Source organism: Pseudescherichia vulneris, assembly GCF_902164725.1.
GTDB classification, from domain to species: Bacteria; Pseudomonadota; Gammaproteobacteria; order Enterobacterales; family Enterobacteriaceae; genus Pseudescherichia; species Pseudescherichia vulneris.
Window position 1 is genome coordinate 2902750 of the sequence record NZ_LR607338.1, and the last position, 11933, is coordinate 2914682.

The window sequence follows — 11933 nt, forward strand, 5'->3', positions numbered from 1 at the left end:
TTCTAAATGATCAGAATTATAGGGTGCTCGCTCTGCTCCATCACCGAGCATGAAGGGCGCATTATTCAGAGCCGCTCCGAAGAGTCGATCATCAACGAGATCGAAGCGATTCGTGACACGGTGCCGGGCTTTACCGGTGTGATCTCCGATCTGGGCGGCCCGACGGCCAACATGTATATGCTGCGCTGCAAGTCCCCACGCGCAGAGCAGACCTGCCGCCGCCTGTCGTGCGTCTATCCGGATATCTGTCCGCATATGGATACCAACCATGAGCCGACGATCAACCTCTATCGCCGCGCCCGCGATCTGAAGGGGATCAAGAAGATCCTTATCGCCTCCGGTGTGCGCTACGACATCGCCGTGGAGGATCCGCGCTATATCAAAGAGCTGGCGACCCATCACGTGGGCGGCTACCTGAAGATTGCGCCAGAGCACACTGAAGAAGGCCCGCTGTCGAAGATGATGAAGCCGGGGATGGGCAGCTACGACCGCTTTAAAGAGCTGTTTGATACCTACTCAAAACAGGCGGGCAAAGAGCAGTATCTGATCCCGTACTTTATCTCCGCCCACCCCGGCACGCGCGATGAAGATATGGTGAATCTGGCCCTGTGGCTCAAAAAGCACCGCTTCCGCCTCGATCAGGTGCAGAACTTCTACCCGTCGCCGCTGGCCAACTCGACAACCATGTATTACACCGGCAAGAACCCGCTCGGTAAGATTGGCTACAAGAGCGAGAACGTCGTGGTGCCGAAGGGTGAGAAACAGCGTCGCCTGCATAAGGCGCTGCTGCGCTATCACGATCCGAAAAACTGGCCGCTGATTCGCCAGGCGCTGGAAGAGATGGGTAAAAAGCATCTGATCGGTAGCCGTCGCGACTGTCTGGTGCCTTCACCAACTCTTGACGAGATGCGTGAGGCGAAGCGCCAGAACCGTCATACGCGCCCGGCGCTCACCAAGCACACGCCGATTGCCCACCAGCGCCAGACGCCAGCAGGCAATAAAGTGCGCAGCAAAGCTGGCACGAAGAGCTAATACAGCCCAATCATCTTCCACCAGGCGAGTCCGACGCTAATAAAGACCGCCTGGTTGAAGAGGCTGACCAGGAACCCCGTGCGCCACCAGACCCCGGTGGGCACGTAGCCCGCACCGAACAGGATCGGCCCGCGGGCATGGGTGTACTGGGTCAGGGAGCAGTAGAGGCTGCTGGTAAACGCCAGCATCAGCGCGCATGGCGCTGCCGGGATCCCCAGATGCAGCCCGACGCCAACAAACACCGCGTAGAGCGCAGCAATCTGCGCGTTGCCGCTGGCAAAAAAGTAGTGAGTGTAGAAGTAGGCCGCGTTCAGCAAGAGTAAAACCACTACCCAGCTAGTACCGTGCAGCGAGCTGGCAAGGCTGTCGCCAATCACATTTCCGAACCAGGTAGTAAACCCAAGCTTTTTCAGCTGGTTGGCCATCATTAATAGCGCTGCAAACCAGATCAGCGTATCCCATGCGCCTTTTTCGCTCTTCACATCTTCCCAGCTCAGCACCCCGGAAAGCAGCAGGATGGAGAGGCCAACAAACGACGCAGTTGTCGGGTCGACGCCGAGCGCATCGCCAAAAATCCACAGCACCAGCAGCATCACTACCGTACCGAGCATTAACCATTCGCCGCGTGACATGCTGCCCATCTGCGCCAGCTCCTGGCGAGCCAGTGCTGGGGCATCCGGCGTATGGCGTATTGTTGGGCGGGTAAGCCAGTAGACCAGCAGCGGGACGATCAGCAGCGATACCAGGCAGGGCAGGAGGGCCGCCATAAACCAGCTCCCCCACGTTAGGGTTACACCGGCGTTAGCCGCCAGCTTCACCGCCAGCAGGTTGCCGGTATAGCCGGTCATAAACAGCGCCGCAGTGATGTCGTTAACGTTGCCGATACAGGTGATGAGAAAGGTGCCGATTTTACTGCGGGACTCGTCATCCGGGCGGGAGTCAAAGCTGCGCGCCAGCGAGTCGGCAATGGGGTAGATCACGCCCCCGCAGCGAGCGGTATTGCTGGGCATCGCCGGGGAGAGGATCAGATCGGCAAACGCCAGCCCGTAGGCCAGCCCGAGGGTACGTTTACCCAGCAGACGGATCATCTGCAGGGCGATCCGCCGCCCGAGACCGGTTTTAATAAAGCCGCGGGCGATCATAAAGGCAACGACGATCAGCCAGATTAGCGAGCTATTCAGTTCGCTGAGCGCCGTGGTAATGGCCCCGCTGGCGGTAGTGTCCCCGGCAGCGTAGGCCAGCGCAAAGACGGTGATGCCGATAATGCCCACTGCGCCAATCGGCAGCACCTTTGCCACAATGGCGGCAATAGTTGCCACAAAGATCAGCGCCGAGCGCCAGGCCGCTACGCTCAGGCCAGAGGGAGGTGTCAGTTGCCAGAGGGCCGCCGCAGCGGCAACGATGATGATGAGCGGGAGCCAACGGACGCCCGACGATTTTTTTTCCGCCACAGCCATATCCTTATTCATCGTGCGGATGAAATGTGTGAAAGCAATGGATTTTATGAATAATCAACGAGTTATATCGTTAATATGCTGCACCCGAGCGGGTAAGAAATACACCTAATAATGCAGTGGAATTGTTGCAGAATGTTTCTTGTGTGGGGTGATGGGCAATAAAAAACCCGGCACTGAGGCCGGGTTGCAAGGTTACAGATGCGTTTAGCCGCCGAACTGGTCCGGATCCGGCCCAAGGCGTTTGCCTTGATCAAGCTTGGCGATTTCGCTCAGCTCGTCTTTATCGAGGCGGAAATCCCACACCTTAAAGTTTTCCGCAATGCGTGCCGGGGTGACCGATTTCGGGATCACCACCAGGCCCTGGTCCAGATGCCAGCGGATGACGATCTGCGCCGGGGTTTTACCGTACTTATCGGCCAGCTCGCGAATGATCTTCTGATCGAACACACCTTCGCCGCCCTGGGCCAGCGGGCTCCAGGACTCGGTCTGGATCTTGTGAGTCGCGTTCCAGGCATGGAGCTGACGCTGCTGTAACAGCGGATGCAGCTCAATCTGGTTGATCACCGGCGTCACGCCGGTCTCGTCGATCAGACGCTGCAGGTGGCTAATCTGGAAGTTACAGACGCCGATGCTCTTCACCAGCCCCTGTTCCTGAAGTTTAATCATTCCTTTCCAGGCTTCAACGTAATGATCGCTAGCCGGTACCGGCCAGTGCATCAGGTAGAGATCAACATGATCGAGCTTCAGCTTGTCGAGGCTCGTCTGCAACGCTTCCTGAGGGCGAGTCTGATCGTCATTCCACAGCTTGGTGGTGATAAACAGATCGCTGCGCGGGATCCCCGCGCTTTCGATAGCCTTGCCGACGCCCTCTTCGTTTTTGTAGGCCGCAGCGGTATCAATCGAGCGATAGCCCACTTCCAGCGCCTTATGAATGGCGGTGACGACCTCCTCATTGCCCGCTTTCCATACGCCGAGGCCCAGCTGCGGCATGATGTTGCCGTCCTGAAGCTTAATCACGGTTGGATTTGCCATATATTCCTCCTTATATGAAATCCACCCGGGCTGGCCCAGGTGGAGTTGAGTGACTTAAGTCTGGACGAAAAGCCCAAAAACGAAAGTCGCAGAAGAAAAAACCTTTAGCGTGCGGCTTCGTAGATACGGCGGCTGACCTCAAGGGTAATATCCTGATGTTCGCCTAATTGGGTCATGCCGTGCTCGTTCAGCTTCTCAAGCAGGGCAGGGATAGAGCTGCCGTCGAGGCCATAGCCGGAGAGACGGGTAGGGACGCCCATCTGCTCGAAGAAGCTGCGTGTGGCGGCGATGGCCGCGTCAATGCGCTCGTCGTCGCTGCCTTCGGTGATGTTCCACACGCGCTCGGCGTACTGCAGCAGCTTGCCGCGTTTGGCGTCGCGTTTTTCATTCCACAGCGCGGGCAGCACCACCGCCAGGGTCTGAGCGTGATCCAGACCGTGCATCGCCGTCAGCTCGTGGCCCAGCATATGGGTGGCCCAATCCTGCGGCACGCCTGCGCCAATCAGGCCGTTCAGCGCCTGGGTTGCGGCCCACATCACGTTGGCGCGTACGTTGTAGTTTTCCGGCTCCTGCAACGCTTTCGGGCCATCCTCGATTAGCGTCAGCAGAATACCTTCCGCGAAGCGATCCTGAATTTTGCCATCGACCGGATAGGTCACGTACTGCTCAACGGTATGGACAAAGGCATCCACCACGCCATTTGCTACCTGGCGCGGCGGCAGAGTGTAGGTGTAGACCGGGTCAAGAATGGCGAATACCGGCTGGACGAACGGGGAGTGGAACGCCTGCTTGTCGCCGGTGGCTTTACGGGAAACGACCGCGCCTTTGTTAGATTCGGAGCCGGTGGCCGGCAGCGTCAGCACAGAGCCCATCGGGATGGCGCTTTTGATTTCGCTGCCGCGGGTTTGCAGGATGTGCCATGGATCGATGCCGTCAGCGTAGTGCGCAGCGGCAGCGATAAATTTCGTGCCGTCCAGCACCGAGCCGCCGCCAACCGCCAGCAGGAAGGTGATCTTCTCTTCGCGGGCAATCGCCACCGCTTTCATCAGCGTTTCGTAAGAGGGGTTCGGCTCAATGCCGCCAAACTCCAGCACGTCGAGGCCGTTCAGCGCGCTATAGACCTGATCCAGCACGCCGGTTTTTTTAACGCTGCCGCCGCCGTAGGTGATCAGCACGCGAGCGCCTGCCGGGATCTGGTCGCGCAGATCGGCAATGGCATTTTTACCAAACAGGATGCGGGTGGGGGTATGCAGATTAAAGTTATTCATGACGCTTTCCCTTGTATCGGTTAAAAGACAAACGGCAGCGGGCTGCCTGCTGGAGACTATTGTGGTCCGCGCGCCCGGGGCTCTCAATGCACATTCCTGCCGATGTCTTGCCCATTCCTCCCGCGTGCTGGAGAAAACGCACAAAAACGCGCACACTGGACGCAATAAAAAACGCGAGTGGAGTGGGATGAAATGAACCGCGAAGCGATCTGTCTTCAGCTGACGGAACAAATTAAACAGCTGAAAAATAATGAAAACAGGCTCAGCGCGCTGCTGCCCGACGTGCGTCTGCTTTATGGCACCCAGCCGGGGACGCGTACGCCGGTAATGTACCAGCCTGGCATCGTGATCCTCTTTTCCGGACATAAAATCGGCTATATCAACGATCGTGTGTTTCGTTACGACACCAATGAGTATCTGCTGCTTACCGTGCCGCTGCCCTTTGAGTGCGAAACCTTCGCCACGCCTGAGGTGCCGCTGGCGGGGATCCGCCTGAACGTTGATATTTTGCAGCTGCAGGAGCTGCTGATGGACATCGGTGAGGATGAGCATTTTCAGCCCGCCATGGCGGCAAGCGGCATCAACTCGGCCACGCTGTCTGGGGAGATCCTGTGCGCCATTGAGCGGCTGCTGGACGTCATGGCCCGGCCGCTGGATGCGCGAATTTTAGGTAAGCAGATCGTGCGTGAAATTCTCTACCATGTGCTGACCGGGCCGTGCGGCGGGGCGCTGCTGGCGCTGGTGAGCCGCCAGACCCACTTCAGCCTGATCAGCCGGGTGCTGAAACGTATCGAAAGCCAGTACACCGAGAGCCTGAGCGTGGATCAGCTGGCGGCGGAAGCGAACATGAGCGTGTCGGCGTTTCACCATAACTTTAAATCGGTGACCAGCACCTCGCCGCTGCAATATCTGAAGACCTACCGTCTGCACCGGGCGCGAATGCTGATGATCCACGATGGTATGAAGGCCAGCGCGGCGGCAATACGCGTTGGCTATGAAAGCCCATCGCAGTTCAGTCGCGAGTTCAAGCGCTACTTTGGCGTGACGCCGGGAGAGGATGCAGCAAGGATCAGAGGCGTATAATGACGATGTAGGCCGGATAAGCGCAGCGCCATCCGGCTTTTACTCTAGCGAAGAGATCAGGCGTTGGAGTACTTCTTCTTGATCACCACCACCAGCGTACCCAGCAGCCCGGCGACCAGCAGGAACACCGGCAGGATCATCAGGAAGGTCATGACCTGATCTTCATGACGCTTCACGAAGGGGATCATGCTCAGGGCATAGCCGAGGCCGGTAACCACGCCTACCCACAGCAGGGCGCTCAGCCAGTTAAACAGCTGGAAGCGGCGGTTCGACAGCCCGGAAATACCGGCCATGGTCGGCAATAGGGTACGCACAAAGGCGAGGAAGCGCCCGGCCAGCAGTGCCAGCAGGCCATGCCTGTCAAACATGCAGGTGGCACGCTGGTGATACTTGGCCGGTAGCTGCGCCAGCCAGCCTCTGACTACCCGCGTATTACCGAGCCAACGGCCCTGGATATAGCTCAGCCAGCAGCCAAGGCTGGCGGCAGTCGTCAGGATCACCAGCGCCGGGACAAAGTCCATCACGCCGCGAGCGATCAGCGCCCCGGTGAGCAGCAGCAGGCTGTCGCCGGGTAAGAAGGAGGCAGGAAGCAGTCCATTTTCCAAAAACAGCGTTGCAAACATAACCAGGTAAACAACGCCAACAACATGTGGATTCGCTAACGCTGCGAAATCGTGTTGCCAGAGCGCAGCGATAATTTCTTGAATAACAGCCATGGACATTCCTGTGGAACCGCGTAATTAAGGCTTATTGTACTCCTGAAATGCCCGCAGCACCTTGATCGTTAGCGCAAGAAATGCAGACAATTCCACTGGTTTTGTTTAAAACTGTACCAGCCTCATACACTTTACACGATGCGTTCAAATCCTGCCGCTAAATCAGCCTTCAGATCGTCAACGTTTTCTAAACCAATATGTAGGCGGATCAGCGTCCCGGTGAAGTCAATCTCCCCCTCAGGACGGATAGCGGCGATGTGCTCCGGCTGGTTAGCGAGGATCAGTGACTCAAAGCCGCCCCAGGAGTAGGCCATGCTAAACAGGCTGAAGTTATCCAGATAAGCCGCTAGCTCATCGTTGCTTAGGCGTTTATTCAGCACGAAGGAAAAGAGACCGCTGCTGCCGGTAAAGTCCCGCTTCCAGTACTCATGGCCCTTGCTGCCCGGCAGGGCAGGGTGATTCACCTTCGCCACCTGTGGATGCGTCGCCAGCCACTCGGCAATCGCCAGGCTGCTCTCATGGTGCTGACGCAGGCGTACGCCGAGGGTGCGCAGGCCGCGGCTGGTCATGTAGGCGGTGTCCGCATCCAGCATCTGGCCCATCAGATAGGCATTCTCGCGCAGCTGATCCCAGCAGCGGGCGTTGGATACCGCCGTGCCGACCATCGCATCCGAATGGCCAATCAGGTATTTGGTTCCCGCCTGGATAGAGATATCAATCCCAAACTCCAGCGCCTTAAACAGGATGCCCGCCGCCCAGGTATTATCGATCATGATGATCGCCTCTGGGGCCACGCGTCTGACCGCTGCCACAATCGCCGGAACGTCGTGGACTTCCATGGTGATGGAGCCGGGCGCTTCAAGAAACACCACTTTCGTATTGGGCTGGATCAGATTAGCGATATCCGCGCCGATCAGCGGATCGAACCAGCCGGTGGTGACGCCGAGCTTGGCCAAAATTTTGGTACAGAAGTCCTGGGTTGGCTCATAGGCGGTGTTGGTTATCAGGACATGGTCGCCCTGCTCAACAAAGGCGAGAAGGGTGTTAGCCACGGCGGCCGCGCCGCAGGGGAAGAGCGCGCAGCCTGCGCCGCCCTCTAGCTCGCACATCGCTTCCTGCAGGGAGAAGTGGGTCAGCGTTCCCCGACGACCGTAGAACAGTTCGCCTTTGGCCCGACCGCGCGTTGCCTGCTTCTTGGCTTCCACCGTGTCAAAGACCAGCGACGAGGCGCGCTGGATCACGCTGTTCACCGAACCTTGGGTGTATTTTTTGCTGCGCCCGGCATTCACCAGTGCGGTATCAATGTGCTTCGCTGTCATCTTCACGCTACCCTGATTTTTATACGTCTGGATGTCTAGACTACCACGACAGGAGGTAAAATGACCCCAGCAAGCGCAGGAAGAGCGAAATTTTTTTAATACGGCTTTAGATCGAAAATTCTGAAAAGTGCGCTTACCGCCTTTTTTACTGCGTAAGCGCAAGGAAACTTTGTCAAAATTACGCCACTATGTAAATACTAATGAGAACTACTATCAATTCGATGCTGTTTTGATATTATTGCGTTCAGATTTTGTGATTTGCGTCCGGAGATACAGAGTGGGTAATAATTTGATGCAGACGGATCTCTCCGTTTGGGGTATGTATCACCATGCCGATATCGTCGTGAAGCTGGTGATGATTGGTTTGATTCTGGCGTCCGTTGTCACCTGGGCCATTTTCTTCAGCAAAAGCGTGGAGATGTTCTCGCATAAGCGCCGCCTTAAGCGCGAGCAGAAGCTGTTAAGCGAAGCGCGCACCCTGGATCAGGCTAGCGAAATCGCAGCCGGTTTCCACGCCAACAGCCTGAGCACGCTGCTGCTGAATGAAGCGCAGAACGAGCTTGAGCTCTCCGCTGGCTCGGAAGACAACGAAGGCATCAAAGAGCGTACCGGCTTCCGTCTCGAGCGTCGCGTCGCCGCTGTAGGCCGCCACCTGGGACGCGGTAACGGCTTCCTCGCCACCATTGGTGCAATCTCGCCGTTTATCGGCCTGTTCGGTACCGTATGGGGCATCATGAACAGCTTTATCGGTATTGCTCAGACGCAGACCACTAACCTCGCCGTCGTGGCACCCGGCATCGCCGAGGCGCTGCTGGCAACGGCAATTGGCCTGGTTGCTGCTATCCCGGCGGTGGTGATCTACAACATCTTTGCGCGCTCTATCGGCGGCTATAAAGCCATGCTGGGCGACGTCGCCGCGCAGGTGCTGCTGCTGCAGAGCCGCGATCTCGACCTGGCCGCCAGCCCATCGGCTGCGCCGGTTCACTCCGCACAGAAATTACGTTTAGGTTAATTCCGTATGGCAATGCGTCTTAATGAAAATCTGGACGATAACGGTGAAATGCATGAGATCAACGTGACGCCGTTTATCGACGTCATGCTGGTGCTGCTGATTATCTTTATGGTGGCGGCCCCGCTGGCCACCGTTGACGTGAAGGTAAACCTACCGGCCTCTTCCAGCCAGCCGCAACCGCGTCCGGAAAAGCCGATCTACCTGTCGGTGAAAGCGGATAACAGCATGTTTATCGGTAACGATCCGGTGACCGAAGAGACGATGGTTAGCGCGCTGAACACCCTGACTGAAGGCAAGAAGGATACCACCGTCTTCTTCCGTGCGGATAAAACCGTCAATTACGAAACGATGATGAAGGTGATGGACACCCTGCATCAGGCAGGCTATCTGAAGATTGGTCTGGTGGGTGAAGAGGTAACGCGCGCGAAATAAGCGCGGCGTTCAGACAAAGAAAAGGGGCCATCGCGGCCCCTTTTTTATTGCATGCAAGAACTAGCTTAAATGCATCCCGCCGGTGACACCGTGTACTTCGGCAGTCACATAGCTCGACTCCTGGCTCGCCAGGTAGACGTAAATAGCGGCGACCTCAGCAGGCTGCCCGGCGCGTTTCAGCGGCGTGGACTGACCAAACTGTGGCAGTTTCTCCTGCGGCTGGCCGCCGGAGATCTGCAGCGCGGTCCAGACAGGGCCTGGGGCAACGCTGTTCACGCGAATGCCTTTCTCTGCCACCTGTTTTGCTAGCCCGCGGGTAAAGTTAAGGATGGCCGCCTTGGTAGAGGCATAGTCCAGCAGGGTCGCGTTTGGCTGATAGGCTTCCACCGACGAGGTGGTAATGATGCTGGCACCCGGCTGCAGGAATTTCAGCGCTTCCTGGACGGTCCAGAATAGCGAGAAGACGTTGGTTTTATAGGTTTGCTCAAACTGCTCTGAGGTGAGATCGGCAATATCTTCAATTGCGGTCTGTTTCCCCGCAACCAGCGCCAGAATATCTAAACCGCCTAGCGCATCGCGCGCCTGGTTAACCAGCGAGCGAGTAAAGGCCTCATCGGTCAGATCGCCTGGGATCAGCACCGCTTTGCGTCCTTCCGCTTCAATCAGCGCTTTAACTTCTTGCGCATCCTCTTCCTCAGCGGGCAGGTAGTTGATAACCACATCAGCGCCTTCACGCGCGTAAGCGATGGCGGCAGCGCGTCCGATACCGGAGTCGCCCCCTGTCACCAGTGCCTTACGATCCTTAAGACGGCCGCTACCTACATAGCTCTTCTCGCCACAGTCTGGGACGGGATCCATTTTAGCCTGCACCCCTGGCGCGGGCTGTTTCTGCTTCGGAAATCCCTCAGTGTAATACTGGGTAGTGGGATCCTGAATTTTCGTCTGATCGTTTGCCATAAGTCGTCTCCATCTGTGATACATCCAAGTTAAGGATAGATGCTTGTGTGGGAAATGCAGGCGAATCGGACGATTTCCTATGGCTAGCGATCGCGACCTAAGGTCTTACCAGAGGATGGTTTGGAGACGGTAGAGGGGCTCGCAGAAACGCTTTCCTGCTCTTCAGGAAGCGCGACCACGTTGACGTTGCCGGTGCGGTACTCGCCGTCAGCAAGCTTGCGCGTGAGACGCAGCGTGGCGGCTTCACGCTCCAGGATATGCTGATAGTTGGTTTCCAGCGTTGCCATTATCTTTTCCTGTAGGTCAGGATGCAGAGCGATAATTTCATCGATCGCCGCGCCGTAGATCTCCTCTTTAACCTGCAGGGCATAGATCTCGCGGCGGTTCTGCCACCTCAGCTTTATCAATGCCGCCGGGATAGAGACTGACTCTCTGGCAATACGCTGAACCGTCTCATTTTTATTTTGAATTAACGCATCCAGATTTTGCTTTAAGATAAATTCATCGGTTTTTGTCTCATCTAAAGCCAAATAGACATTATTATTGTTAATTTCTTTATCCACGCGAATCGTCCTGTAGCGTATAAAACATAGGCGTATCTTTTTCGTGGGTTATGAGATTAAGCCAAATTTCATTTCCCGCATCATTAATCTCGGTGGTTTTTTTGGCAATTATTTGACTTAAAAGCTGGGGATCGATGTCGCCTGCGCCCTGGAGATCGTTTAGCAACCGACGAAAGCATTCAATTTTTACCACCCGGTATAGCCTGTCTTTTATATGGCGGTCGCGCTCTTCCAGCAGCATATTACGTGATTGGCGGGTAGGGCTCACGTTAGTTAATATATCGCTTTCATAATCGGCGAGCGTTCTTTTTCCCTGGGCTAAATTGACATCTTTTTCTGCTTCTCCCGCGTCCGTTTTCGCCGTGCAAACGTGAAAACGTGCCGGGACAAGGTTCTCGGGCAGCATTGGTAATATCCTGTTATTTCAACGAGGTGGAGAAGGTTAGGGCGTGAGTTTCGTTGACAATATCATGGTGCAATTTTAAAATCAAAAAAAATGGAGCCCGCTGATGAACAGTATTTTTTATTCTGTTATTGCCCTGCTGCTGCTTACCGGCGGCGTACTTTTAATGATGCGTGGGTTCAATGAAAGCTCGCCAGAGGCAGAGATAAGTCCCGATTACGGCCCCGAACCCTTAACAAAAGAGGAGGGGGAAGATCATTTTTCCATCCTGATGAATGCCATTACCCCCGTCTGGTACTGGCGCATAAACCATGAATATATTGATTTTCTGCACGCCACTATTAAGCGAATGAACATGGCGGATCTGAACCGCACGCCGGGCTTATTTGAGGCGCAGCGCCGCTGCAGCGATCTCAATTCGGCGGTGTATCGCTACTACGACAATATAAAAAAACGCTGCCTGAACGGCGAGAAGGTTTCTCATGCCGATCTGGAGGTGCTCAATTTACGACAATGCTTTCGTGAATTTAGCCTGCAAGCCTACCCCTCGTTGGTCGCACTGGTATGGCCTGAGTATCAGCGTCCGGATGTCGATCCCAACCAGGTAACAACCTTCCCCGCAGAGTAGCCGCTCGGGTGGCTGGCATAGCCACCCGCCC

At 56.2% G+C, this 11933-nt stretch carries 12 protein-coding genes and 1 pseudogene; 5 read left to right on the forward strand and 8 right to left on the reverse strand.

Annotated elements, in window-relative coordinates:
* Positions 1 to 33: 33 nt before the first annotated feature.
* Positions 34 to 1032, forward strand: a pseudogene (locus FN633_RS12175) (DUF3362 domain-containing protein); the annotation flags it as partial.
* Here FN633_RS12175 and FN633_RS12180 read toward each other — a convergent pair.
* The 3 genes from FN633_RS12180 to yqhD form a co-directional block, all read right to left on the reverse strand.
* On the reverse strand, positions 1029 to 2501 hold the full coding sequence (locus FN633_RS12180) for a DASS family sodium-coupled anion symporter (RefSeq protein WP_208674074.1): 1473 nt from the start codon (positions 2499 to 2501) through the stop codon (positions 1029 to 1031). The pseudogene FN633_RS12175 and the gene FN633_RS12180 sit on opposite strands and share 4 nt — an antisense overlap.
* Positions 2502 to 2693: 192 nt before the next feature.
* On the reverse strand, positions 2694 to 3521 hold the full coding sequence (gene dkgA, locus FN633_RS12185; protein WP_042390351.1) for a 2,5-didehydrogluconate reductase DkgA: 828 nt from the start codon (positions 3519 to 3521) through the stop codon (positions 2694 to 2696).
* A gap of 104 nt (positions 3522 to 3625) precedes the next feature.
* Positions 3626 to 4789, reverse strand: coding sequence for an alcohol dehydrogenase (gene yqhD / locus FN633_RS12190; protein WP_154057882.1), 1164 nt, complete (start codon positions 4787 to 4789; stop codon positions 3626 to 3628).
* Positions 4790 to 4981: 192 nt separating this feature from the next.
* Here yqhD and FN633_RS12195 point away from each other — a divergent pair, with 192 nt between their 5' ends.
* The gene (locus FN633_RS12195) at positions 4982 to 5872 is read left to right on the forward strand and encodes an AraC family transcriptional regulator (protein ID WP_154057883.1); all 891 of its coding nucleotides are present in this window, start codon (positions 4982 to 4984) and stop codon (positions 5870 to 5872) included.
* Positions 5873 to 5928: 56 nt separating this feature from the next.
* Here FN633_RS12195 and yghB read toward each other — a convergent pair whose 3' ends face one another.
* Together yghB and metC are read right to left on the reverse strand one after the other, a co-directional pair.
* Positions 5929 to 6588 carry a DedA family general envelope maintenance protein YghB gene (gene yghB / locus FN633_RS12200; RefSeq protein ID WP_154057884.1) on the reverse strand — a complete coding sequence of 220 codons (660 nt, stop codon included), beginning with the start codon at positions 6586 to 6588 and terminating at the stop codon, positions 5929 to 5931.
* Positions 6589 to 6719: 131 nt separating this feature from the next.
* The gene (gene metC, locus FN633_RS12205) at positions 6720 to 7907 is read right to left on the reverse strand and encodes a cystathionine beta-lyase (protein ID WP_042390356.1); all 1188 of its coding nucleotides are present in this window, start codon (positions 7905 to 7907) and stop codon (positions 6720 to 6722) included.
* Between the two features lie 277 nt (positions 7908 to 8184).
* On the opposite strand from metC, the gene exbB reads away from it, so the two are divergent.
* Positions 8185 to 8919: a tol-pal system-associated acyl-CoA thioesterase gene (exbB, locus tag FN633_RS12210; protein ID WP_154057885.1), complete on the forward strand. Its 735-nt coding sequence runs from the start codon at positions 8185 to 8187 to the stop codon at positions 8917 to 8919.
* A 6-nt stretch (positions 8920 to 8925) separates the two neighbouring features.
* Positions 8926 to 9351, forward strand: a complete 426-nt coding sequence (gene exbD, locus FN633_RS12215; protein ID WP_154057886.1) for a TonB system transport protein ExbD — start codon at positions 8926 to 8928, stop codon at positions 9349 to 9351.
* A gap of 60 nt (positions 9352 to 9411) precedes the next feature.
* Here exbD and FN633_RS12220 read toward each other — a convergent pair whose 3' ends face one another.
* The 3 genes from FN633_RS12220 to FN633_RS12230 all read right to left on the reverse strand — a co-directional run bounded on the left by FN633_RS12220 (position 9412) and on the right by FN633_RS12230 (position 11277).
* Positions 9412 to 10308 (reverse strand): SDR family oxidoreductase, encoded by an 897-nt coding sequence (locus FN633_RS12220; protein WP_154057887.1) that lies wholly within the window; start codon positions 10306 to 10308, stop codon positions 9412 to 9414.
* Between the two features lie 83 nt (positions 10309 to 10391).
* Positions 10392 to 10871, reverse strand: a complete 480-nt coding sequence (locus FN633_RS12225) for a cytoplasmic protein (protein ID WP_243731504.1) — start codon at positions 10869 to 10871, stop codon at positions 10392 to 10394.
* Positions 10864 to 11277, reverse strand: coding sequence for a hypothetical protein (locus FN633_RS12230; RefSeq protein ID WP_154057889.1), 414 nt, complete (start codon positions 11275 to 11277; stop codon positions 10864 to 10866). The genes FN633_RS12225 and FN633_RS12230 overlap by 8 nt, the downstream gene beginning before the upstream one ends.
* 103 nt (positions 11278 to 11380) lie before the next feature.
* Here FN633_RS12230 and FN633_RS12235 point away from each other — a divergent pair, with 103 nt between their 5' ends.
* Positions 11381 to 11902: an ESA_00282 family adhesion-associated protein gene (locus FN633_RS12235; RefSeq protein WP_154057890.1), complete on the forward strand. Its 522-nt coding sequence runs from the start codon at positions 11381 to 11383 to the stop codon at positions 11900 to 11902.
* Positions 11903 to 11933: the final 31 nt, after the last annotated feature.

What these genes read in the sequence shown, in the direction of transcription:
- FN633_RS12180 (WP_208674074.1), bottom strand. Translation starts at nt 2,501, where the DNA reads ATGAATAAGGATATGGCTGTGGCGGAAAAAAAATCGTCGGGCGTCCGT.
- dkgA (WP_042390351.1), bottom strand. Translation starts at nt 3,521, where the DNA reads ATGGCAAATCCAACCGTGATTAAGCTTCAGGACGGCAACATCATGCCG.
- yqhD (WP_154057882.1), bottom strand. Translation starts at nt 4,789, where the DNA reads ATGAATAACTTTAATCTGCATACCCCCACCCGCATCCTGTTTGGTAAA.
- FN633_RS12195 (WP_154057883.1), top strand. Translation starts at nt 4,982, where the DNA reads ATGAACCGCGAAGCGATCTGTCTTCAGCTGACGGAACAAATTAAACAG.
- yghB (WP_154057884.1), bottom strand. Translation starts at nt 6,588, where the DNA reads ATGGCTGTTATTCAAGAAATTATCGCTGCGCTCTGGCAACACGATTTC.
- metC (WP_042390356.1), bottom strand. Translation starts at nt 7,907, where the DNA reads ATGACAGCGAAGCACATTGATACCGCACTGGTGAATGCCGGGCGCAGC.
- exbD (WP_154057886.1), top strand. Translation starts at nt 8,926, where the DNA reads ATGGCAATGCGTCTTAATGAAAATCTGGACGATAACGGTGAAATGCAT.
- FN633_RS12220 (WP_154057887.1), bottom strand. Translation starts at nt 10,308, where the DNA reads ATGGCAAACGATCAGACGAAAATTCAGGATCCCACTACCCAGTATTAC.
- FN633_RS12230 (WP_154057889.1), bottom strand. Translation starts at nt 11,277, where the DNA reads ATGCTGCCCGAGAACCTTGTCCCGGCACGTTTTCACGTTTGCACGGCG.
- FN633_RS12235 (WP_154057890.1), top strand. Translation starts at nt 11,381, where the DNA reads ATGAACAGTATTTTTTATTCTGTTATTGCCCTGCTGCTGCTTACCGGC.